The organism is Streptomyces sp. SDT5-1, assembly GCF_052245995.1.
Taxonomy (GTDB): Bacteria; Actinomycetota; Actinomycetes; order Streptomycetales; family Streptomycetaceae; genus Streptomyces.
In genome coordinates this window covers 5,315,619-5,338,073 of sequence record NZ_CM125963.1, presented here as the reverse complement: position 1 = coordinate 5,338,073, position 22,455 = coordinate 5,315,619, and the positions used below count along the sequence as shown (strand labels likewise).

Genomic DNA, 22,455 nt, shown 5'->3' with positions numbered 1-22,455 from the left:
CATGGCCAACGCCCCGATCGTGGCCGGCGGGCACACCCGGATCCGGCCGTTCAACACCCGCGACACCTACCCCGAGCAGAACCTCGACAACGACCTCTGCCAGGCCGTCGTCGCCGGCGACACGGTGTACGTCCGCGGCCAGATCGGCCAGGACCTCGACACCAGCGAGAACGTCGGCGTCGGCGACGCGGAGGCGCAGGCCGAGCGGGCCATGGCGAACATCAAGATGCTGCTGGAGGAGTCCGGCAGCCGGATGGAACACCTGGTCAAGCTCACGATCTACCTCATCGACCCGCGCTACCGGGAGGCCGTGTACCGCACGGTCGGCCGCTGGACCAAGGGCGTCCACCCCATCTCGACGGGCCTGGTGGTCTCCGCGCTCGCCCGCCCGGAGTGGCTGTGCGAGATCGACGCGGTCGCGGTGATCCCGCAGGACGCGAAGGAGGCGCGGGCATGACGTTCTCCCTGGTGGTACGGGACGGTGACCGGTTCGGCATCGCGGGCAGCTCGTCGAGCCCCGCGGTCGCCGCGCGGATCGCCCATCTGCGGCCGGGCGTCGGCGCCGCGTCCTCGCAGAACATCACGGACCCGATGCTCGGGGTCGCCCTGCTCGACGGCCTGGCCGAGCACGGCGACGCCGAGCGGGCCCTGGCCGGGGTCACGGGCGACCCGCGGCACGAGAAGACCATCGCCTACCGGCAGTTGACCGTCCTCGGCCGCACGGGCCCCGGCTTCGCGTACAGCGGGCCGCACACCCTCGGCACGTACGCCACCGCCACCACCGAGGGCGCGGTGGCGGCCGGGAACATGCTCTCCGGGACCCACATCCCCGGCGTGCTCCTCCAGGCGTACGAGGAGGCCACCGGTGAGCTGGAGGAGCGCCTGGTCGCCGCCATGAAGGCCGCCGTCGCGGCGGGCGGCGAGGAGGGCCCGGTGCACTCGGCGGGCCTCTCGGTCGTCGCCGACGTCGGCTGGCGGGTCACCGACCTGCGGATCGACTGGGCCGACGACCCCATCGACCGGCTCGGCGAACTCCTCGACGTATGGCTGCCGCAGCGCGACGACTACGTGACGCGCGGACTCGACCCGGCGAGCTCGCCCTCGTACGGCGTCCCCGGGGACGAGCGATGAGTGCGCTCAAGGACGCCGCCCGCCAGGAGGTCGACCGGCACGCCGCGCAACTGATCGCGCTCTCCGAGCAGTTGCACGCCGACCCGGAGACCGCGTGGGAGGAGCACCGGGCGGCGGCTGCGGTGCCGGAGCTGCTCGACCGCGCCGGGTTCGACGTCACGTCGAAGTACCTGGGCCTGGACACCGCCTTCCACGCCGCCTTCGGCAGCGGCCCGCGCCGGATCGCGCTGTGCGCCGAGTACGACGCGCTGCCGGGCCTCGGCCACGCCTGCGGGCACAACCTCATCGCGGCCTCGTCCATCGGGGCCGCGCTGGGCCTCGCCGCGATCGCCGACGACCTGGGGCTGACCATCGAGGTCTACGGCACCCCGGCCGAGGAGGGCGGCGGCGGCAAGATCGCGCTGCTCGACCGGGGCGCGTTCGCCGGGGTCGACCTCGCGATGATGGCGCACCCGGCGCCCGTCGACGTCGCCGAGGCCCGCCCGTTCGCGGTCAGCCACTCCAAGGTCTCGTACACCGGCAAGTCGGCGCACGCCGCCGCCTACCCGGAGTCCGGGGTCAACGCGGCCGACGCGTTCACCGTCGCCCAGGTCGCCATCGGCCTGCTCCGCCAGCAACTCCCGTCCTCCGCGCGCGTGCACGGCGTCGTGACGCACGCGGGCGACGCCCCGAACGCCATCCCGGAGCGCGCCTCGGGCCGCTGGTACGTACGGGCCGAAACCCTCGCGGAGCTCGCCGAGTTGGAGCCGCGCGTCATGCGGGCCTTCGAGGCGGGCGCCCTCGCGACCGGCTGCGACCTGGAGATCGAACCGGAGAGCAAGCCGTACGCCGAGTTCCGCGCCGACGAGACCGCGCTCGCCCACTACCGGGCCAACGCCCTGGCTCTCGGGCGGGAGTTCGCCCCGCCCGGCCAGGCCGCACGCATGAACCGCGCCTCCACCGACATGGGCAACGTGTCGCAGGTGGTGCCCGCCATCCACCCCTACATCGGCATCGGCTCCCTGCCCGCCACCAACCACCAGCACGAGTTCGCGGCGTACTGCGTGGGCTCCACCGCCGAGCGGGCACTGCTCGACGCGGCGGTCGCGCTGGCGTGGACGGGCGTGGACCGGGCCGGACCTTCCGAGGAGGCGTAGCCATGACCGTGACCGAGCAGCCCGAGACCGGGGTGACCGCCGACGCCGCCACCCTGCGCAGGAGCGTCGCGGCCGGGGCCGTCGGCGTCTTCGTCCACTGGTTCGACTGGGCGGCGTACGCGTATCTCGCCGGGACCGTCGCGACCGTGTTCTTCCCCGCCGACGACAGTACGACCGGGCTGCTCGCCGTGTTCGGCGTGTTCGCCGTCTCCTTCGGCGTCCGCCCGATCGGCGCGCTCGTCTTCGGGCCGCTCGGCGACCGGATCGGCCGCAAGCGCACGCTGTCCCTGGTCATCTTCATGATGTCGGGCGCCACACTGGCGATCGGCCTGCTCCCCGGCTACGACTCGATCGGCATCGCCGCGCCGGTGCTCCTGGTCGTGCTCCGGCTCGTCCAGGGGTTCGCGGCGGGCGGCGAGTTCGGCAGCGCCGCCAGCTTCCTCGCCGAGAGCGCGCCGCGCCGCAAGCGGGGCTTCGGCGTGAGCTGGCTGGAGGTCGGCTCGCTGCTCGGCTTCCTGGCCGGCTCGTTCGTCTTCCTGCTGCTGTCCTCGGGCCTTGACGACGCGCAGCTCACCTCGTGGGGCTGGCGGATCCCGTTCCTGATCGCGGCTCCGCTCGGCGTCATCGGCGTCGTCATCCGCAACAAGATCGAGGACACCCCGGAGTACCGGGCCCTCGAAGCCAACGACACCGTCCCGCGCAGCCCCGCCCGCGAACTGCTGCGCTCCCACAAGCGTCAACTGCTCCAGGCCGCGGGCCTGATGACGGCCATGCACGTGCCGTTCTACGCGGTCCTCACCTACCTCGTCACGTACGAGACCGACCACCTCGGGCACTCCGCCGACAGCGCGGCCCTGCTCTCCACGGTGATCTCGCTGCTCGGCCTGGTGCTCGTGCCGCTGTTCGGCAGGCTGTCCGACCGGGTGGGCCGCAAGCCGGTGTTCATCGGGGCGACCGGCGCGCTGCTCGTCCTCGCCACCCCGGCGTTCTGGCTGATGCGCACCGGCATGGCGGGAACGTGGATCGCGGGCCTCGTGCTCGGCGCGATCCTGGCGGCGATCCTCGGCACGTACGCCGTGTGGTCGGCGGAGGTCTTCCCCACCCGCACCCGGCAGAGCGGGCTCTCCATCTCGTACAACGTGACGGCGGCGCTCTTCGCGGGCACCGTGCCGTACCTGATGACGCTGCTCATCTCGGCGACCGGCAGCACGCTGGTGCCGGGTCCGTACCTGATGGTGTTCGCCGTCGGCGGGCTCGTGGCCGCGCTGTCCCTGAAGGAGACCGCCGGTTCGACGCTGCTGCACGCCGAGGACGTGCGGGAGGACGTACGGGAGAGTGAGGCCGCTTAGAGTCGGGCGCACACCAGGTCGCCCGGCACGAAGGCTCCTCGCATGACGTCACCGCTCGGTTTCACGCTCGTCCAGCTGCGCTACTTCCTGGTCGCCGCCGAGCGCGGTTCGATGACGGACGCGTCGGCTCAGCTGCACATCGCGCAGTCCGCCGTGTCCGCTGCCATCCACAACCTGGAACGCGACCTCCAGGTGCAGCTGTTCATCCGCCGCAGGGGCCGGGGCCTGACCCTGACCCCGGCGGGCGAGCGGCTGCGGGCGCAGGCCCGTGATCTGCTCGCCCGCGCGCGCGAGGTCGAGCGGGAGGCGCGCGGCGACGGCGCCGAGCTGTCGGGGCCCGTGACGGTCGGCTGCTTCGTGACCCTCGCCCCGTACTACCTGCCGCGCCTGTTCAGCGAGTGCACGCGCCGCCACCCCGGCATCGAGATCGACGTGGTCGAGGCGGAGGCCGACGAGCTCGTCGAGGCGCTGACCACGGGCCGCATCGACTTCGCCCTCACCTACGACCTCGGCCTGTCCACCGAGCCGGAGCTGCGCAGCGAGACCATCGCCCGTGCCCCCGCGTACGTCATCGTGGCCGCCGACCACCCGCTCGCGGACCGCGGCAGCGTCTCCCTCGCCGACCTGTCCGCCGAACCCCTCGTCCTGCTCGACCTGCCGCACAGCCGCGACTACTTCCGCTCCCTCGTCGCCGCCACCGGCACCGCCCCCGACGTCCGCTACCGCACCCGCAGCTACGAGACCGTCCGCTCGATGGTCGCCCGCGGACTCGGCTACTCCGTCCTCAACCAGCGTCCCGCCACCGCACTCACCTACGGCGGCGGCGAGATCGCCGAGCTGGAACTCCGGGACGCCGGACGCCCGTTGGAGGTCAGGATCGCCTCGCTCGGCGGCATGACGCAGACGGCGCGGGCGCGCGCGGTGATGGACGTGCTGCGGGAGAGCTCCGAGGAACGGTAGCCGCTACAGGTCGGCGCAGCCCGTGACCGCGCGCGCGTGGCTGCGGATCAGGCGCTGCGCCTCGGCCCGGGTCAGCGACGCGTTGCGGCTGACGATGTGCAGGCCGTAGCCGTCCTCCAGGGCGACGAGGTTCCTCGCCATGTCGCCGACGGGTCCGGCGAGCGTGAACACCCCGGTCGCGGCGCCCACTTCAAGCACGGTCACGTACAGGCCCACCTCGCCCGCGAACAGCGAGGCCATCAGCTCGGCGTGGCCGGGGCTGCGGTCGGCCCTGCGGTGCAGCTCGTACAGGAGTCCGTGCGTCGCGTCGTCGGGGGCGGAGGGCAGACCGGACGCGATCAGCGCGCGCAGCCGGTCCACCGGGTCGGCGACCTCGTCCGTGACCTCGTGCCGCGCGGCGAGGAAGCGCTCGACGGCGCCCCGGTGCACCTCCAGGACCAGCTCGTCCAGCTCCGGGTAGTAGTACAGGACCGAGCCCGCGGACATGCCGGCCTCCGCCGCGATGTCCTTGATGCGCAGCCCTTCGAGGCCGCGCTCCGTGATGGCCCGCCCCGCCGCGTCCACGAGCGCCTCGCGCCGCGCCGTCTGGTTCTTCGGTCTCCCCGGTTTACCCATGCGGTTAATTCTCTGTTACGCGGTTCAAGAAAATCAAGCGGATCCGTTCCGAGGCATTGACGGGCCCCTGGCGCATTGTTTGAATCCAACTTCAAAGATCCCGTCGCGGATCCCGCAGTTCTCGCACAGACCGCTCCCGTACGCCCCGCGCCGTACGCAATCGAAGGTCACCGCATGACGACGCACTCGCACTGGCGGCAGCGCGCCGCCGAGTTCGCACCCCGCACCCGCCTCTACATCGACGGGACGTGGGCCGACCCCTCCGGCGGGGAGTGGCTCCCCACCGTCAACCCAGCGACCGGCAAGACCATCGCCGACGTGGCGATCGCCTCGGCCGCCGATGTCGACCGCGCCGTGGCCGCCGCCCGCGCCGCCTTCGATGACGGCCGCTGGTCGCGCACCGACCCGGCCGAGCGCAAGCGCGTCCTCCTGAAGCTGTCCCGCCTCATCGAGGAGCGCGGCGAGGAGCTCGCCCTCTGCGACACCCTCGACATGGGCAAGCCGATCGCCGAGTCCTACGGCACCGACGTGCCCGGCGCCGCCGGCGTCTTCGCCTGGTACGCCGAGGCCATCGACAAGCTGTACGACGAGGTGGCACCGGCCCCGCCCGGCAACCTCGCCCTGGTGCGGCGCGCCCCGCTGGGCGTCGTCGGCGCGGTGGTTCCGTGGAACTTCCCTCTGGACATCGCGAGTTGGAAGCTCGCGCCCGCACTCGCCGCGGGCAACAGCGTCGTCCTCAAGCCCGCCGAACAGTCGCCGCTTTCGGCGCTCCTGCTCGCCGAACTCGCCACCGAGGCCGGACTCCCCGACGGTGTCCTGAACGTGGTGCCGGGCCCCGGCGAGGTGACGGGCCGCGCGCTCGGCCTCCACCCCGACGTCGACACCCTCGTCTTCACCGGGTCCACCGCCGTGGCCAGAAAGTTCCTCGGCTACTCCGCCGAGTCGAACATGAAGCAGGTGTGGCCCGAGGCCGGCGGCAAGAGCCCGAACGTGGTGTTCGCCGACGCCGACCTCGACGCCGCCGCCGAACGCGCCGCATGGGGCTTCGCGTACAACGCCGGACAGGTCTGCTCCTCCAACACCCGGCTCCTGGTGGAGGCCTCGATCGCCGAGGAGTTCACCGCCCGCGTCGCCGAGCACGCCCGCGCCTGGATTCCCGGCGACCCGCTCGACCCCGCCACCCGGATCGGCCCGCTGGTCGACGAGGCACAGGTGGAGCGCGTCCTCGCCGCGGTGCGCGCCTCGGGCGGGGCGCTCGCCTGCGGAGGCACCCGCCCCGACCGCGAGGGCGCGTACCTCGACCCGACGGTCGTCACCGGCCTGGCCCCCGAATCGCCCCTCGTACGCGAGGAGTTGTTCGGTCCGGTCCTCGCCGTCCTGCCGTTCCGCGACGAGGCGGAGGCGATCCGCCTCGCCAACGACTCCGCGTACGGCCTCGCCGCCTCCGTGTGGACGCGGGACGTCGGTCGCGCGCACCGCGTCGCCGACGCCCTGACCGCGGGCACCGTCTCGGTCAACACCGTGGACGCGCTCAGCCCGCTCACCCCGTTCGGCGGCTTCAAGCAGTCGGGCCACGGCCGCGACCTCTCCCTGCACTCCTTCGACAAGTACACGGGCCTGAAGACCACGTGGATCGCGTACAAGTGAAAGGGCTTGACCACACCATGAGCCGCACCGCAGACCAGCTCGCCGCCCTCGACCGGGCGCACATCATCCACCCCTACCTCCCCGGCAGCGCCACCGAGCGCGTCGTGATGACCGAGGGGTCCGGCTGTCGCCTGACCGACTCCGAGGGCCGCAGCTACCTCGACGCGACCGGCGGCCTGTGGCTGGCCCAGATCGGGCACGGCCGCACCGACCTGGCGGACGTCGCGCACGAGCAGATGAAGAAGCTGGAGTACTTCACCAGCTTCTGGGAGTTCTCGAACGACCGCGCCATCGAACTCGCCGCGCGCCTCGCCGAGTTGGCGCCGGACCCGCTGAACCACGTGTACTTCACGTCCGGCGGCTCCGAGGGCAACGAGGCCGCGATCAAGATGGCCCGCTACTACCACCACCGCCGCGGCGACACGAACCGCACGTGGATCCTCGCCCGCGACAAGGCGTACCACGGCATCGGCTACGGCGGCGGCTCGGCCACCGGCTTCCCGCTGTACCACGACGGCTTCGCCCCGATGATGCCGCACGTCTCGCACCTCACGCCGCCGTGGCCGTACCGCACCGACCTGTACGGCGGCGAGGACCCGACGGACTTCCTGATCCGCGAACTCGAAGGCCGCATCGCGGAGATCGGCGCCGAGAACATCGCGGCGATGATCGGCGAGCCCATCATGGGCGTCGGCGGCATGCTGGTCCCGCCGGACGACTACTGGCCGCGCGTGCGCGAGGTCCTCGACCGGCACGGCATCCTGCTCATCTTCGACGAGGTCGTCACGGCGTACGGGCGCGTGGGCGAGTGGTTCGCGGCCCAGCACTTCGGTGTCACGCCGGACATCATCGTCACGGCGAAGGGCATCACGTCCGGTTACGTGCCGCTGGGCGCGCTGATGGTCTCGGACGTGGTGGCCGAGGTGCTCCTGCGGGACCACGGCTTCCCGATGGGCTACACGTACAACGGGCACCCGGTCGCGACGGCCGTCGCCCTCGCGAACCTCGACGTCATCGAGAAGGAGGGTCTGCTCGGCCGGGCGAAGACCATCGGAGCCACGCTGCACGCCGAACTCGAGTCCCAGCTCGGCGACCTGCCGATCGTCGGCGAGATCCGCTCGGTGGGCATGATGCTCGCGGTGGAACTGGTCGCGGACCGCACGACGCGGGCCCCGCTCCCCCTCCACCCCGACCGCATGCCGCACGACGTGATCCGCCGCGAGACCGGCGTCATCGTCCGCGACTCCGCGCACAGCCTGGTCCTGTCCCCGCCGCTGATCATGACGGAGACCGAGACCAAGGAGGTCGCGTCCGCGCTGCGCGGCGTCCTGGAGCGCACGGAGCCGACCGGAGAGATCCGCAAGGCGTAACACCCCTGGTTCGGCGGCGGCGGTCGCCCCCGCCGCCGGGCCCCCACATGTCCGACCCGCACACCGCTCGCAGTCCCCGACTCCCTCCCTAGGAACTGCCCGTGTCGACGAACCTCCCCTCCGCAGAACCACAGACGCCGCCCGACGCCTCCGCGTCGGACTCGAACCTGCGGCGCAGCCTGAAACGCTTCGACATCACGGCGATGGCCGTCGCCGCGGTGATCTCCTTCGACACCATCGGCCAGATCGCGACGGGCGGCGGCGAGGCGGCCACGTGGACGGCCGCGATCGCCCTGTTCTTCCTGCTCCCGTACGCGCTGCTGTTCGCCGAGACCGGCGCCGCGTTCCCGCAGGAGGGCGGCCCGTACGTCTGGGTGAAACTGGCCCTCGGCCGCTCGGCGGCGGCCCTCACGACCCTCTTCTACTGGGTCACCAACCCGATCTGGCTGGGCGGTTCGCTGGTCTTCCTGGCCGCGGAGACGTGGGACGGCTTCGTCTTCCACCTGGGCTCGGGGACGTTCGCGGACTACACGTTCAAGCTGCTCTTCGTGTGGATCGCGATCCTGACGGCGATCGTCTCGCTCAGCCGCGGCAAGTGGATCACGACGGCCGGCGCGGTGGTGAAGGTCTTCTCGCTGGCCCTCTTCACGATCACCGCGATCCTGTACGGGGCGGAGCACGGCTTCCAGGGCCTGTCACAGGCCCACTTCGCCCCGTCGACGGCCGGCTTCCTGGCCCTCGTACCCATCCTTTTGTTCGCCTACGTCGGGTTCGAGGCGCCGAACGCGGCCGGCGAGGAGATGCACAACCCGCAGCGCGACGTCCCCGCGGCGCTCGGCCGCTCGGCGACGATCGCGGCGGCGTGCTACCTGCTCCCGGTCCTGGCCCTCCTCGCGGTCGTCCCCGCCTCCAAGGTCACCGGCATCGGCGGCTTCATGGAGGGCGTCCGCCTGGTCTTCGGCGTCTACGGCCCGGCGGCGGGGCCCCTGTTGACCCTCACCGCGGTGATGTTCGTCTTCGCGCTCCTCACGCAGGGCAGCGCGTGGATGATCGTCAGCGACCGCATGCAGGCGATGGCGGCGGCGGACGGCGGCTTCTTCAGCCGTGCGCTGGGCGCCTTCCACCCGAAGCTCGGCACGCCTGTCCGCACGAACCTGCTCTCGGGCGCGGTCGCCACGGTGTTCATGCTGGCGGCGATGCAACTGGTGCGCGGCGACACGGGCGCGATCTTCAGCGTGGTCCTGACGGTGGCGGTGACGACGCTCCTGCTCTCGTACCTCCTGGTCGTCCCCGCCCTGGTGATCCTCCGCCTCCGCCGCCCCGAGGTCCCCCGCCCCTACCAAGTCCCGTTCGGCACCCGCGGCTTCGTCGCCTGCGCGACCCTCGTCTACGCCTGGATCCTGGTCGGCTCCTGGTCGGCCCTCTTCCCGGGCGTCCTGGAGTCCCTCTTCGGCATCGACTACGACTTCATGGACGTGTGGGGCGTCTCCCGCACCACGTTCGAGACGTTCACGCTGGGAACGATCGTGGTGCTGCTCCTGGTGGGGGCGGCGGGTCTCGCGGCGGCGAAGCGATCCGGCCAACGGGCCGCGGAGATTGACGAAACCGCCTGACGCCATTGGCCTGCGCTGTACTCTCCGCGCATGACGACGAACGCCGAGTGCGTCACGCTGACACGCTCACTGCGCCGCAGAGGCACGCTCGTGCTCTCCGTGTTCGCGCTCGTGTGGGCCTTCGCCGGCGCCTCCGGAACGGGCTCGGCGGCACTGGCCCTCGAGGCGGCGGCCGTCGCCCTCACCGCGGCGGCCGTGTACCTCGGCTACCGGAGGAACGCGGCGCCTTCACCACGCACGGTCGACCTGCCGCGGAACTGGGCCCGCGGCGTCGGCATCGTCAACGTCGCCGAACTGGTGGCCATCTTCGCGGTGATCGCCGCGGCCAACGCCTCCGGCCACCCGGGACTGATCCCCGCCGCCATCGCCCTCGTGGTGGGCCTGCACTTCTTCCCCCTGTCCCGCCTGTACGACCAGCACCAGTACCGCTGGACCGCCACCCTCCTCACAGCGATCGCCGTCACAGGCCTGGCCCTCTACACAACCGGCACCCCGGACACCACGGTCCGCGCCACGGTGGGCCTCGCCTCCGCTGCGATCCTGTGGGGCTCGGCGTACCACCTGGCCGTACGTGGCTGAGACACGCCAAAAGCAGAGGCCCGGCTCCACCATTGGAGCCGGGCCTCTGCCTATACGCCTGCCGCTACACGTTGAACCGGAACTCCACCACGAGGCCGTGAACTGCGGAAATGCAGGCGCATCCCAGCACCATCCCAGCACGGGATGCGCGACAAAGTACAAGAACACCGAAGATCGCCAACGCTACCCGGAAGCGCCCGCACACGCCTGAAGTCTGCGGAACTTCTACGAGCGCCACATCAGGCTCGTGCCACCGTACCGAACCTCGCAGAGCAGCACAGCGCTCGCGCTCACTCGCGGTCTCCCCGGACGTCAGCGGCCAGCTCCGACGCCTGGCCGCCGCCCAGAATGCACGTCCAGACCTCGAGGCGGGCGCGAGCGTCCACAGGTCCCGTATACCCCCGGTTTGGCGGGGCATAGTCCGACGCTTCCGCGCTGCCGCAGGTCAGCCTGCATAGCTCAGCGGGTGGAGCAGGCGCCTTCTAAGCGCTTGGCGGCAGGTTCGAGTTCTGCCGGTGGCACCCAAACATGGCTGGTCAGGGCTCCTTGGGACCGCCAGCGGAGAAACGGTGCGCGCGGTACTGCGCCGTTCGTTCAGAGCGTTGGATTCCGTGCTCCAGAAAGGGGCAACGTAGATCAGCTCGGCATTCAGCTGGCCGAGGTGAGACGCGCCAGGCCCCCCTTCTCCAGCTCGTGCACCACCAGCTCCTCCATCACGTGTCGCTCCCTGGCGGAGGCGTAGGCGAGGTCGTGCAGGGCAGCAGCACGCCTGGCGAAGTCCCGCCTCACCGCATCGGTCGGCCAGGGGATCTTGTAACGGGAAAAGTCCTTGCGCCTCATCGCGCGGGCCTGTTCACCCTGCGTAACGGCCGTCAACTCCCGCCTCCGGTAACGCAGCGAGTGCAACAACCACATCCGATCGACCTCGGACTCCGTGTAAATCGCGAGCGTCCGCCGACCTGGCACTACCGGGGTAGTAGTGAGCACGGTCCGCACCTCCCCGGGACGGGGCGCGATCAAGAGGCTGCCGGACGGGCATACAACCTCCGCTTGCGCCACGGTGCGTGAAGTCACTGCACCCAGATGTACTGTCTTGCAGTTCAGTACTTCGCGGGGAGACACCCACGGCATAGCCGACTGCTCGCTGTCCGGCAGAGACTGTGCCGCACCAGCCGTAACCTGACACACGTCGCCCACTGCACGCTCGGTAGCGGGACCTTGCCCGCACGTCTGCAGCGCCTCCATGAAATGCGCATCCGCTAGTTCCGTCGCGCAAGACACAATCCGGGTGTTCAACGCATTCTTGCGCTCAGCAAGCGAGATCAGCGAAAGCAGCCTCTCCCGCACCGGCGCTGGAGGCACTGGCACGGGAAGTCGGTTGAGTGCCTGCAGAGGCAAGGTCATGTGCTCGGCGTTCGACGAGGACAGCGTGAGATAGCTCTGGCTCTGCGAGGTCTTCAGCCACCATCGAAGCCACAGATCCCATTGTTGGGCGCGGCCCTCTGGTGTCCAGCGGACGACCGCGAGCGACCTGGCGACATTCCATCCTGCGTGCTCCTCCCCTGCAACTGCCGCCTCCCCCACGCGCCCCACGAGCACGACAAGGAGGTCCCCAGACCTCAGCGTGCTGCGTGGGTGGCGTTTGGCCACCTCGGGAGGCACAAATGTGAACTCCTGGACGTGCACACCTCCCTCGACAATCTCTGTGGCGCGGATCATAGGGATTCCGCCGGATGCCTTCTGCTGTCGCGCAATTCCGTAGGCGGCGTACTCGACCCCAGGGAACTCACGCAACTCAACGAGGGGCCACGGAGTGGGGACATCATCCGATTCTGTAGTCATGCCTGCTCTCCAGGGCATCACGGACTCGGTTCCTGGCTGCGGCGCTACGATCCATGCACTCATACAGCTCGGTCTTCCGGTTCCGGTCTCCGTCACTTGAATGCAACTGCGCGGTGCCCCCGTTCCGTACGTAGCGTGCGGGAGTCAGATCGAAGCCCGCCTCAGCGATTTCCTCGTACCTCGCCGCACGGCACCATGGGACGGATTCAGGGTCCCCCTCGCCCTCACGGCGTCGAAGTCCCTGCCATTCACCGAAGATCTGCAGCAGGCGTTCGGCCGAGTCCTTTGCGAAGTAGCGCCGCTGCCCCTCCTTCGCCGCTGGCAGTTTCCCTGCATCCGCGAACAAGACCTGATCGGAGTGCGGCCGCTCCCCTTTGGCCAGCAGCCACAGCGCCGTGCTCGCGCTGGCGTGCGGGAAGAGCCACGTCGGCAAGGCCACGACGCCCACGACCAGACCGTTCTCCAGCAGCCCACGGCGGATCAGTCCGTCGGTGCTGTTGCTGCTGTGCGCCGCACCGGAAGACAGCAGAACGACGGCCCGTCCTTGTGGCGTGAGATCGGCAAGGATGTGCTGGACCCAGGCGAAGTTCGCGTTACCCGGACGTGGCACGCCCAGGGTCCACCGCCAGTCGTCCTTCAGTTCACCGTGCCCCCAGTCCCGCTGGTTCACAGGAGGGTTGGCGACGATCACGTCGGCCGGTATCGGTGAAGTGCCGGCCCTGAGGGTGTCAGCTCCTTCCTTGCCGAGGTCGGCAAGGAATCCGTGCAGGGCGAGGTTGACGGCTGCGGCATAACGCGCCGTCCTGTTGATATCCGCACCGGACAAGCGCACTTCACCCCCCTGTGCCCGAGCCCGGTGTGCGGCGGCGCGCAGCAGTCGCCCGCTGCCGCACACCGGGTCCCGAACAATCTCGCCTCCTCGGGGAGCGGCCAGCCCCGCGAAGAGGTACGCCAGGTCGTTTGACGTGAAGTAGTCATCGCCACGCGCATAGCGTGTCGAGTACGTGTCGAGGAGCACGTCAAGGAGCCTCGGGTCCGGATCCAGCTGCCGCACCTCCGCGATCAGCTCACGGAGGGCCGGGTCGATGAGCTCGAAGGGGCGGCTCACACCTTCGTCGCGATACGCAGGAAGACTGTGGGCGCGAGCAACGGGCGTACGCGGCCACACCGCGCCGAGCCTGGCCCCCGCTGACTCCGAACCCGGCCCCCACAACCGGTCCACCTCCGCCAGTGATCCATGGCGGGACCAGCAGTGAAGGTAGACCACTTGAAAGGCAAGCCGGTACGTCGTCGTGGCATCGGCGACGCTGCGTAGCTTCTCGACGGCCCGCAGCACTCGCCGGTACTTCAGCCGCCCCTCTTCGTTCGCCCATTCCTCCTGGGTCACGACGACCTCAGCCAGGAGACGACCGCCAACCCGATGAGAACAGTGGCTCCGCAGGCGGCACCACCGTTCTGGATGGCCGTGACGACCTCTCCCGCGCCCACGAAATCGAGGATGCCGGCCACGAGCCCCACCACCACGGACGCCAGGACGACCACCACCAACAGCAGCGTTCGCTGCGACATGCCACGACTCCCTCGGTTCCACCAGCAGTTAGCAGTTCTGCGGTTCGTTCCGCGGACTTGAAAGTAGTGGCCTGACGCACCTCACGTCTCGCAGCACGGGAATTTGCTTTTTCCATAAGGCGGTCGGGCGCAGCCCCTGCCCGACCCCAGGAAGGACATCCGGTCGGGTAGACGACCGCCCCGGCAAACAGACGCTTGCCGGGGCCAGAAGCAAGATGAGCGAGGGCTATGCGTCGGCGGCCGAGCCGTCCTGGGACCACTTGTCGGCGAAGTGTTCCATCTGGCGGATCACCAGGTCGATCGCTTCCTTGGACTGCTCCGGCGGGTAGCCGTGGCGGGCCAGGAGGCGCCTGATGGTGGCGCGGAGCCTGGCCCGGACCGGTTCGCGGGCTATCCAGTCCTTCTTGAGGTTCTTGCGGACCTGGACCACGAGGTCCCTGGCGATGCCGGAGAGGATCTCGTCGCCCATGAGGTCGCGGGCGCTGCCGAGGTCGGCGACCGCGTCGTAGAAGGCGAGTTCGTCGTCGCCCAGCGGCGGGGTGAACTTCTCACCTCGTCGCGCGTCCTCCGCAACCGTCTTGGCCAGTTCCACCAGCTGGGCGATGATCTCGGCGCTGGTGAGCTGCTGGCGCATGTAGCGCGTCATCAGGTCCTGGAGGCGCTCCGAGAACGCGGTCTGGCGGACGATGTTGTGCCGGGTCTGCTCGCGCATCTTCTGCTCGACGAGGCGACGCAGGGCTTCGGCGGCCAGGTGCGGGGTTTCACTGTTCTGCAGGCGGCCGACGAGGGCGTCGTTGAGGTGGGTGAGGTCGGCTTTGTCCAGTCCGGCCTCGGAGAAGAGGTCGGTGACGCCGCCGGTCTCGACGACGGCGGAGGTGAGCTGGGAGAGGTAGAGGGCGACGTCGCGGGCCACGGGCAGGCCACGGGCTTCGCGGTCCATGGCGTCGAGCTTCGCCATGTACGTACGGACCTCGACGAGGAACTGGATGTCGCGCTTCCAGTAGGGCTGGTCGGTGAACCGGGAGGAGATGTCGGCGGAGGAGCCGGCCAGGGCGAAGAAGCGTTCCAGGCGGTAGCCGTGTTCGCGGAAGCGGCGGCTGAGGGTCTGGTTCGGGTCGTCGAGCTGGTCGGGGTTGTTGCCCGGGGTGGCGGGGCTGCGAAGGTACTCGGCGGTGGTGTAGGCCGCCTTGACGAAGGCCTTTGCGTCGGGGCGGGAGAGGCGTTCGCGCCAGTTCCAGCCGAGGAGCATCTGGTCGAGGATGTCGTACTCGTTGCGGAGTTCGTCCAGGGCGCGGTCGATGTCCTGACCGAGGGTCCGGTCGGCCTGGTCGTCGGCGGAGTACTCGGCGATGGCCTTCTGGAGGTTCTCGGTGAGGGGGGCGTAGCCGACCAGGAGGCCCTCCTCCTTCTTGCGGAAGCGGCGGTTGACGCGGGCGAGGGCCTGCATCAGGCCGGCGCCGCGCAGCGGCCGGTCCAGGTACATGGTGTGGATGGACGGCGCGTCGAAGCCGGTCAGGAGCATGTTGTTGACGATGAGGAGCTGGAGTTCGTCCTCGGGGTCCTTGGCGCGGTTGATGACGGCCTTGCGCTGGGAGTCGCGCAGGGCGTGGGCGCGCAACTCCTTGGAGTCCTTGCGGGAGTCCGAGGAGTAGACGATCTTCATGGCACCGGTGGTGGGGTCGTCCGTGTGCCAGTCGGGACGCAGTTCCTTCAGGGCGTCGTAGACGCGGACGCAGATCTCGCGGGTGGCGCAGACGAGCATCGCCTTGCCGGGGGCTCCGCCGGGTGCGTCGTCGACGTCCGCGACGAAGGGCAGCATCGCCGCACGGCGTGCTTCCCAGTGTTCGACCAGGTCCTGGGTCAGGTCGCGTATCCGGGCGGGGGTGCCGTACATGGCGTTCATGGTGGCGACGGCCTGCTCGACACGGGTGCGCTCGGTGTCGTCCAGGCCGTCGGTGATGCGGTCGGCCTCGGTGTCGATGGCGGCGGGGTCGACGTCGCGGTCGAGGACAAGCTGGACAACGCGGCTCTCGTGGTAGACCTTCACGGTCGCGCCGTCGTCGGCGGCCCGCTTGAGGTCGTAGGTGTCGATGTAGTCGCCGAAGACCTCACGGGTGTTGCGGTCGGCCTCGGAGATCGGGGTGCCGGTGAAGGCGAGGAGCGTGGCGTGCGGGAGCGCGTCGCGCAGGTGGCGGGCGTAGCCGTCGAGGTGGTCGTAGTGACTGCGGTGGGCCTCGTCGACCACGACGACGATGTTGCGTCGCTCGGAGAGGAGCGGGTGGTCGGTCCCGGACTCCTTCTCCTGTTTGGTGCGGCCGAACTTCTGCAGGGTGGTGAAGAGGATGCCGCCGGTGCGCTTGGCGGCGAGCTCTTCGCGGAGTGCGGCGCGGTTGAGGAACTGGTGGGGCTGTTCCGGGAGGACCTCGCTCTCCTTGAACGTGTCGAAGAGCTGGTCGTCGAGGTCGGTACGGTCAGTGACGACCACCACGGTGGGGTTGTGCAGGGCGGGGTCGCGCATGACGAGGTTGGTGGTCAGCACCATCTCCTCGGACTTGCCCGAGCCCTGCGTGTGCCAGACCACGCCGGCCTTGCCGTCGGTCGCGGCGGCGCGGCGTACGGCGTCCGCGGCACGGGTGACCGCGAAGTACTGGTGCGGCTTCGCGATCCGCTTCATGCGCTTGCTGGGCACGAAGTTGATGAAGGACCGGACGAGGGCGAGGAAGCGGGGCTGGGTGAACAGGCCGTGCAGGGCGAGGTCCTGGCCGGTCGGGACGTCGGCATCGGCGTCGGCGTGGACGGCGGCAGCGTCCACGGTGTCCACGCGGGCGCCGAACTCGTCGGTGTTCCACGGGGCGAAGTGCTCGTACGGGGTGAAGGGGGTGCCGTACTTCGCGGTGATCCCGTCGGAGAGCAGTACGACCGCGTTGTAGCGGAAGGCGGTCGGGAACTCCTCGACGTAGTGCCGGATCTGGGTGTGCGCGGCAGCGAGGGTGGCGTTCGGGTCGCCGGCCCGCTTGAGCTCGATGACGGCGAGCGGCAGACCGTTGACGTACAGGACGAGGTCGAAGCGGCGGTTGCGCTCACCGTTGATCACAGTCACCTGATGGACGGCGCGGTACGTGTTCGCGTCCGCGTTCTCCAGGTCGACGATCCGGACGGTCGGCGTGTGCTCGGCGCCGAGCGCGTCGGTGTACGTGACGGAGTGGATGCCGCCGGTCAGGTAGCCGTGCGCGGTCCGGTTCTCCTCGTACGTGTCCTGCGAGGTCGGCGTCGCGGCGGTCGCGAGAGCCTCACGGACGGCCTCCGGGGGGAGGTCGGGGTTGAGCCGCTCGATGGCCTCGCGGAGATCGGAGTACAGGATCAGGTCGTCCCAGGACCGGCGGTGACCGGAATTGGGCGCGAGCTCATTGCCCTCGGCCTTCGGCCAGTCGAGCTCCACGAGCTCTTCGAGGGCGAGGAACTCCCAGTCGATTTCGAGGGGGCGGAAGTTGTCGGGGGTAGGGGTGCCGGGGGTGGGGCCGTCGGGGGTGTCGCTGCTGCCGTTGTCGTTCCCGTGCGTGGTCATACGTGGTCCTCGACAATCTTCTCGGCGTCCTTGACGCGGAGGCGGCCGGACATGAGTTGGGGGAGGAGGGTGTCGCGGAGGGTGGCGAGGGTTTGGTTCTCCTGCTCGCGCACCCGCGACATCGCGAAAAGCTCCCGTGCTTCCACTGTGAACCGCTGGATGGAGTGCGCGTCCGGAACCTTGATCCGGACCGACAGAGCCCTATCCCGGTTCAGTCCAGGAACAGCTGAATCCGAGTTCATCTCCTCCAGCCCCAATCCCTTGAGGAGAAAGTACGCGTATTCCATGGATACCCCATTACCGCGACACAGCACATAGAATGTCGTGTCAATTGGGAAGAATCCACCCTCCGACCAATAAACCGACCCAACCGTCCCCTTGCGGCCGATAATAATCCCGGGCCCCTCAAGCAGGGCCTCAATGTGCGTTCCACTGATTCCACCGCTCCCGAACACGGGAATTTCTCCGGCGACCCTCCGGGCAGCGGGCAGGGATTTCCCGTACTTCAACTCAAGGATGTCACCCAGCACCCCCGACTCCATCGCCGACGCCGAAACCTGCGCCGCCTTCGCCGCACCCAGCTCCATCGCCGCAGCCACGATGCGCTCATTGACGGCGATCTTGTCGTCCAGCGCCCCAAGTACAGCCGCAATGGCGCGCTGTTCATCAGGCTCCGGAAGACTAATGGGAATCTGCGTGATGTAATTCCTGTTAAGCATTGGCTGGGCAGCGCCGGAATTGTATCCAGAAAAGTCGATCTCTCCCAGCAGGTGATAGACAAACCTAGGGTCATTCCCCATGAAGTCAGTCACGTAAAGCGAAGTATTGAGCGGCCAAAAATCTTCGGCGCAGTATGTAGCGTGCCCCATGGAAGCCCCAGCGCGCCCAACAACGACGCCGGGGGCCTTCGCGATCGCCGTGTCATGAAATCCACTTGGCCCAGCCGCTCCGACCACCGGAACATTTCCCGGGTTCCGGCTCGCCGTCGGAAGGTCGTGTCCACGACGCAGCTTCACAAGCTGGTCAAGCGTGGTGCGAGTCCATTCAGACATCGACCCTCCCCAGCTGCTCGCGCACCATCTTGGCCAGCTCGTCCGACTTGTCGAACAGCTCGTACAGCTCCCCCGTCAGCCGCGCGATCTTCTCCCCGACCGCCTCGGCGTCCTCTTCCTCCGCCTCGGCCGCTCCGACGTACCGCCCGGGCGTCAGGACGTACCCGTGTTCCTGGACCGTCTTGAGGTCCGCGCTCGCGCAGAAGCCCGGCACGTCCGCGTACTTCCCCCCCGCGTCCTTCGCGCTCGTCGTCCCGCGCCATGCGTGGTAGGTCCCCGCGATCTTCGCGAGGTCGGCGTCCGTCAGGACGCGCTCGGTGCGGTCGACCATCTCGCCCATGTCCCGGGCATCGATGAACAGGATCTCGCCCCGGCGATCCGTAGCCGCAGCCTTCTGCCCCTTCACACCCCCCGGCGACTTGTCCTTCGCCAGGAACCACAAACAAGCCGGAATCGCCGTCGTCCGGAACAGCTGTGCCGGCAGCGCGACCATGCACGCCACCATGTCCCCATCCACCAGCGCCTGCCGGATCTCCCCTTCCCCGCTCTGCTGGCTGCTCATCGAGCCGTTAGCGAGGACGACACCGGCGGTTCCCCGCTCCCCCAGCTTGCTGATCATGTGCTGGAGCCAGGCGTAGTTGGCGTTACCCCTCGGCGGGACGCCGTACTTCCATCGCGGGTCCGACTCGTTGCGTGCCCAGTCCTTGATGTTGAAGGGCGGGTTGGCCATGACGTAGTCGGCCCTGAGGTCCGGGTGCTTGTCGTCGGCGAAGGTGTCGCCCCAACGGGCGGCGAGGTTGCCGTCGATGCCGTGGATGGCGAGATTCATCTTGGCCAGGCGCCAGGTGCGTTCGTTGAGTTCCTGGCCGTAGACGGAGATGTCGGCCTTGTGGCCGCGGCCCCGGTGGGCCTCGATGAACTTGGCAGCCTGGACGAACATGCCGCCGGAGCCGCAGGCCGGGTCGTACACGCGGCCCTCGTACGGTTCCAGGACCTCCACCAGGAGGCGGACGACGCTGCTCGGGGTGTAGAACTCGCCGCCCCGCTTTCCTTCGGCACGGGCGAAGTTGCCGAGGAAGTACTCGTAGACCTCGCCGAGGACGTCCTGGGCGGGCTTGTCGTCGCTGCCGCCGAAGCGGGCGTCGGTGATGAGGTCGACGAGTTCGGCCAGGCGCTTCTTGTCGACATTGTCCTTGTTGAAGATCTTGGGGAGGACGCCGGTCAGCGACGGGTTGGCCTTCATGATGGCGTCCATGGCCTGGTCGAGGACCTCGCCGACGGTGCCGCTCTTGGCGTTGGCGGAGATCGAGGACCAGCGGGCGCTCTCGGGGACCCAGAAGACGTGGTGCCCGGTGTACTCGTCCTGGTCCTCCAGGAACTCCTCCAGGCGGTCTTCGGCGATGCCTTCCTCTGCCAGTTCCTTGGCGAGCTGTTCGCGGCGCTCTTCGAAGGCGTCGGAGACGTACTTGAGAAAGATCAGGCCGAGGACGAACTCCTTGTACTGGTTGGCGTCCATAGAGCCGCGCAGCTTGTCGGCGGCCTTCCAGAGGATGGCCTGGATCTCCTTGGGCGTGGAGGCGGTGAACAGCTCCGCCTGGTCGGCGGGCTTCTTCTTCCGGGGAGGCATGGGCGCTCGGGTCTCCTTCACGAGTCGGACGAGGGTCGGACGAGAGGGGGTTCGGTGAGGGTCAGCGTGCCGTCGACGAGGCCGGCGGCGGTCAGTGTGGTCAGGTCGTCGAGGGCCGCCGCGTGCTGGCGCAGCAGGGCTGTTCGGCGGGCGATGTCGGCCAGGAGCGCGTCGTAGCGCTCGGCCTCGTCGCTGGGGAGGTCGGGGATGAGGAGGTCTTCTATGCGGCGGGCGGAGCGGACCGCGCCGCTCACCCGCCGGTGTTCGGTGGCCGCCGAGCGCAGGAGCGCCGCCAGGACGCGAGGCCGTACAGGGTGCTCGGCATCGGGCCGTGCTCGCAGGACGCGGGCGGGGAAGGCCACCACCGACAGGCCCTCGTCGTCGACGTACGCGCCGAAGCTCGGGGTGGCGGTGACGACGATGTCGCCGGGTTCGGTGAAGTAGGCGTGCTCGTAGGTGGTGTGGAGTACGGCGCGGTCGATGCGGTGGCTGTCGACCGGCGCGCTGCCGGTGACCTCGGCCGGGGTGAGGACCGTGTAGTGGCCCGCGCCGCCGGTGAGGAGGTGTTCGGCGGCGATGCGGTGGCCGGGCAGTCGGCGCAGGCGGCGGTCCTTGAGTAGGCGGGCCACGGTGGTGCGGCGGGCCGGCTGGTCGTCGGGGCGCAGGACGGCGTTGGCGCGGATCGTGGGCGCTTGGTCGAGGGCGCTGCGGGTGGCGTCGATCAGCTGCTGGAGCCGGAGTTCGGTCTCGGAGATGCGGGCTGGGCGTTCGACGACGGTGCGGGTGTAGCGGTCGGCGTGCGGGCGGTGCTGTGGGGTGAACGCGGCGCCGGGTGCGCCGGTCAGCGCGGTGGCCCGGACGACGGCGGCGTTGCGCGGTTCGTGGCGGCTGTCTGCCCGCCAGCCGGCGTCGCGGAAGATGTCGATGTCCTCGGCCAGCGCGTCCAGGGTCTGCGGGGTGAGGCTGCGTGAGGAGAGGTCGGCGAGGAGGACCTGGCCGGTGCGCTTGTCTTCAGGGGTGCGGTGCAGGATCCAGATCGCGGTGCGGTGGGCCGGGCGGAAAGGAAGTACGCCTTCGGGGAGGCTGATCGCGGCCTTGAGGAGATGCCGTTCCAGGAAATCCCGGCGCAGACGGTCCGCTTCCCCGCGGGCGGGCAGAGGCCGGACGAGCGCGTCGGCGGGTCCCAGGACGACGGCCGTGCGGTCCTCGGCGAGGAGGTCGGTGAGGTCCTGCAGGCTCTGCAGGACGGCGAGCGGGCTGCGGGTCTCGGCCGCCTCATAAGGCAGGCAGCAGGCGATGACGTGCGGGTTTCCCCAGTCTTCCGTGGCCAGTTCCTCGCCGTCCGCAAGGTCCATCTCGAATTCCTGGACGCCCTGTGCCATGAGGCGGCGGCGGGCGAGCCGGGCCATGTCTGGCATCGGGTCCGCGGAGAGGAAGAAAGGTGAGTCCTCGGCGTCGGACACGGATTCGTGCAGGGCGACCAGCAGGTCGCCGCTGCGGGGATGCAGGACGGCGGCCGTCGCTCCTTCCTCGCGCTCGTTCAGCCGCGCGAGGCCGGTCAGGCGGGCCATCGTCCGGCTCACCAGCGGAATCGGTTCATCGGCGACGAGGTCGTCGCAGCCCAGGCGGCGGCGCGCGTCCATGACCCGTTCGAGCGCTTCGGCCGGGGTGTAGGCGGCCTCGGTGAGCTGGTCGGCGAGCACGGCAAGCAGGGGGCCCTGACGGTCGGCGTCCGGCAAGTCCCGCAGCTCTCTTTGGAGGAAGGTGTCGTCGAAGTCGGTCTCGGCGGCACGCTCCAGGATCGCCTGCCAGGGCAGGTCGGCAAGGGGTTCGTCGAGGAGCTGGCGCAGGCAGAGCAGCGCCGTCACCGTGTCGACCAGGGTGCGGGCGGGGATCAAGCGCCGCCAGGCGGACAGGGTGTGCAGCACCAGCTCCGCCCGGATCTGGCCAGCGTTGGCATTGCCGCGGCCGGTGGACAGAAGCCATGCGGCGACTTCACGGCCGTCGAAGAGCGGGCTGGCCCCCTCGTACGCGACAGGCTCGGGGAAATCCGCGTGCCGGCGGGCCCAGGTGGTGACGACGGGACGTTGGACCTGGGCCAAGGTCCCGATTTCGGCGTAACTGATCCGCCAGGAGATCTCCTCGGGCAGGATGGGAGCGGTTGCTTCACGTGTGCCGGCCATGTGGTTCCGCTCCCTTCGTGACGACTGCCTCGTGCTCTCGGTCGAGAACGTTTCTCCCAGGGCACCTCACACGCTACAGGCGGTCGAGCTCTCAGCTTTGCCAGCGATTGATAACCAGGGTTATCAGGTTCTCGAACAATTCCACCTCCAATCTTCTGGCACCTTCGTCACCATCACCCCGGCACCCACCCGCCGGGACGCCAGCCCCATACGAGTC

The 22,455-nt window shown here is 69.5% G+C and carries 17 protein-coding genes and 1 tRNA gene; 10 read left to right on the top strand and 8 right to left on the bottom strand.

What is annotated here, in order from left to right; genetic code table 11:
- The first annotated feature begins 1 nt into the window (after position 1).
- The 5 genes from ACTWJ8_RS24775 to ACTWJ8_RS24755 are packed head-to-tail and all read left to right on the top strand — an operon-like array spanning position 2 to position 4,576.
- On the top strand, positions 2-457 hold the full coding sequence (locus tag ACTWJ8_RS24775) for a RidA family protein (RefSeq protein WP_443260308.1): 456 nt from the start codon (positions 2-4) through the stop codon (positions 455-457).
- The gene (locus tag ACTWJ8_RS24770; protein WP_443260307.1) at positions 454-1,131 is read left to right on the top strand and encodes a DUF1028 domain-containing protein; all 678 of its coding nucleotides are present in this window, start codon (positions 454-456) and stop codon (positions 1,129-1,131) included. Before ACTWJ8_RS24775 ends, ACTWJ8_RS24770 begins: the two co-directional genes overlap by 4 nt.
- The gene (locus ACTWJ8_RS24765) at positions 1,128-2,267 is read left to right on the top strand and encodes a M20 family metallopeptidase (protein ID WP_443260306.1); all 1,140 of its coding nucleotides are present in this window, start codon (positions 1,128-1,130) and stop codon (positions 2,265-2,267) included. Before ACTWJ8_RS24770 ends, ACTWJ8_RS24765 begins: the two co-directional genes overlap by 4 nt.
- Before the next feature lie 2 nt (positions 2,268-2,269).
- Positions 2,270-3,616 (top strand): MFS transporter, encoded by a 1,347-nt coding sequence (locus ACTWJ8_RS24760; RefSeq protein ID WP_356374283.1) that lies wholly within the window; start codon positions 2,270-2,272, stop codon positions 3,614-3,616.
- Positions 3,617-3,658: 42 nt separating this feature from the next.
- Positions 3,659-4,576 (top strand): LysR substrate-binding domain-containing protein, encoded by a 918-nt coding sequence (locus ACTWJ8_RS24755; protein ID WP_356374285.1) that lies wholly within the window; start codon positions 3,659-3,661, stop codon positions 4,574-4,576.
- A gap of 3 nt (positions 4,577-4,579) precedes the next feature.
- Here the strand turns inward: ACTWJ8_RS24755 and ACTWJ8_RS24750 are convergent, their stop codons facing one another.
- Positions 4,580-5,191, bottom strand: coding sequence for a TetR/AcrR family transcriptional regulator (locus tag ACTWJ8_RS24750; protein ID WP_356374286.1), 612 nt, complete (start codon positions 5,189-5,191; stop codon positions 4,580-4,582).
- Positions 5,192-5,365: 174 nt separating this feature from the next.
- Here ACTWJ8_RS24750 and ACTWJ8_RS24745 point away from each other — a divergent pair, with 174 nt between their 5' ends.
- The 5 genes from ACTWJ8_RS24745 to ACTWJ8_RS24725 all read left to right on the top strand — a co-directional run bounded on the left by ACTWJ8_RS24745 (position 5,366) and on the right by ACTWJ8_RS24725 (position 10,925).
- Positions 5,366-6,838 carry an aldehyde dehydrogenase family protein gene (locus tag ACTWJ8_RS24745; protein ID WP_443260305.1) on the top strand — a complete coding sequence of 491 codons (1,473 nt, stop codon included), beginning with the start codon at positions 5,366-5,368 and terminating at the stop codon, positions 6,836-6,838.
- Positions 6,839-6,855: 17 nt separating this feature from the next.
- Positions 6,856-8,208, top strand: coding sequence for an aminotransferase family protein (locus ACTWJ8_RS24740; protein WP_443260304.1), 1,353 nt, complete (start codon positions 6,856-6,858; stop codon positions 8,206-8,208).
- Positions 8,209-8,309: 101 nt separating this feature from the next.
- Complete coding sequence (locus tag ACTWJ8_RS24735) at positions 8,310-9,821, top strand: APC family permease (protein WP_443260303.1); 1,512 nt, start codon at positions 8,310-8,312, stop codon at positions 9,819-9,821.
- A gap of 30 nt (positions 9,822-9,851) precedes the next feature.
- Positions 9,852-10,400, top strand: a complete 549-nt coding sequence (locus ACTWJ8_RS24730; protein WP_443260302.1) for a DUF7010 family protein — start codon at positions 9,852-9,854, stop codon at positions 10,398-10,400.
- A 451-nt stretch (positions 10,401-10,851) separates the two neighbouring features.
- Positions 10,852-10,925, top strand: a tRNA-Arg gene (locus ACTWJ8_RS24725).
- Between the two features lie 123 nt (positions 10,926-11,048).
- Here ACTWJ8_RS24725 and ACTWJ8_RS24720 read toward each other — a convergent pair.
- The 7 genes from ACTWJ8_RS24720 to ACTWJ8_RS24690 all read right to left on the bottom strand — a co-directional run bounded on the left by ACTWJ8_RS24720 (position 11,049) and on the right by ACTWJ8_RS24690 (position 22,238).
- Positions 11,049-12,242 (bottom strand): hypothetical protein, encoded by a 1,194-nt coding sequence (locus tag ACTWJ8_RS24720; RefSeq protein ID WP_443260301.1) that lies wholly within the window; start codon positions 12,240-12,242, stop codon positions 11,049-11,051.
- On the bottom strand, positions 12,223-13,629 hold the full coding sequence (locus ACTWJ8_RS24715) for an N-6 DNA methylase (RefSeq protein ID WP_443260300.1): 1,407 nt from the start codon (positions 13,627-13,629) through the stop codon (positions 12,223-12,225). Before ACTWJ8_RS24715 ends, ACTWJ8_RS24720 begins: the two co-directional genes overlap by 20 nt.
- Positions 13,626-13,811, bottom strand: coding sequence for a hypothetical protein (locus tag ACTWJ8_RS24710; RefSeq protein WP_443260299.1), 186 nt, complete (start codon positions 13,809-13,811; stop codon positions 13,626-13,628). Before ACTWJ8_RS24710 ends, ACTWJ8_RS24715 begins: the two co-directional genes overlap by 4 nt.
- A gap of 226 nt (positions 13,812-14,037) precedes the next feature.
- On the bottom strand, positions 14,038-17,376 hold the full coding sequence (locus ACTWJ8_RS24705) for a type I restriction endonuclease subunit R (RefSeq protein ID WP_443260298.1): 3,339 nt from the start codon (positions 17,374-17,376) through the stop codon (positions 14,038-14,040).
- A complete protein-coding gene (locus ACTWJ8_RS24700; protein WP_443260297.1) occupies positions 17,373-18,428 on the bottom strand; it encodes a restriction endonuclease subunit S in 1,056 nt (351 codons plus the stop codon). The genes ACTWJ8_RS24705 and ACTWJ8_RS24700 overlap by 4 nt, the downstream gene beginning before the upstream one ends.
- Positions 18,421-20,055, bottom strand: coding sequence for a class I SAM-dependent DNA methyltransferase (locus tag ACTWJ8_RS24695; protein ID WP_443260296.1), 1,635 nt, complete (start codon positions 20,053-20,055; stop codon positions 18,421-18,423). Before ACTWJ8_RS24695 ends, ACTWJ8_RS24700 begins: the two co-directional genes overlap by 8 nt.
- 17 nt (positions 20,056-20,072) lie before the next feature.
- Positions 20,073-22,238 carry a hypothetical protein gene (locus tag ACTWJ8_RS24690; RefSeq protein WP_443260295.1) on the bottom strand — a complete coding sequence of 722 codons (2,166 nt, stop codon included), beginning with the start codon at positions 22,236-22,238 and terminating at the stop codon, positions 20,073-20,075.
- Positions 22,239-22,455 lie beyond the last annotated feature (217 nt).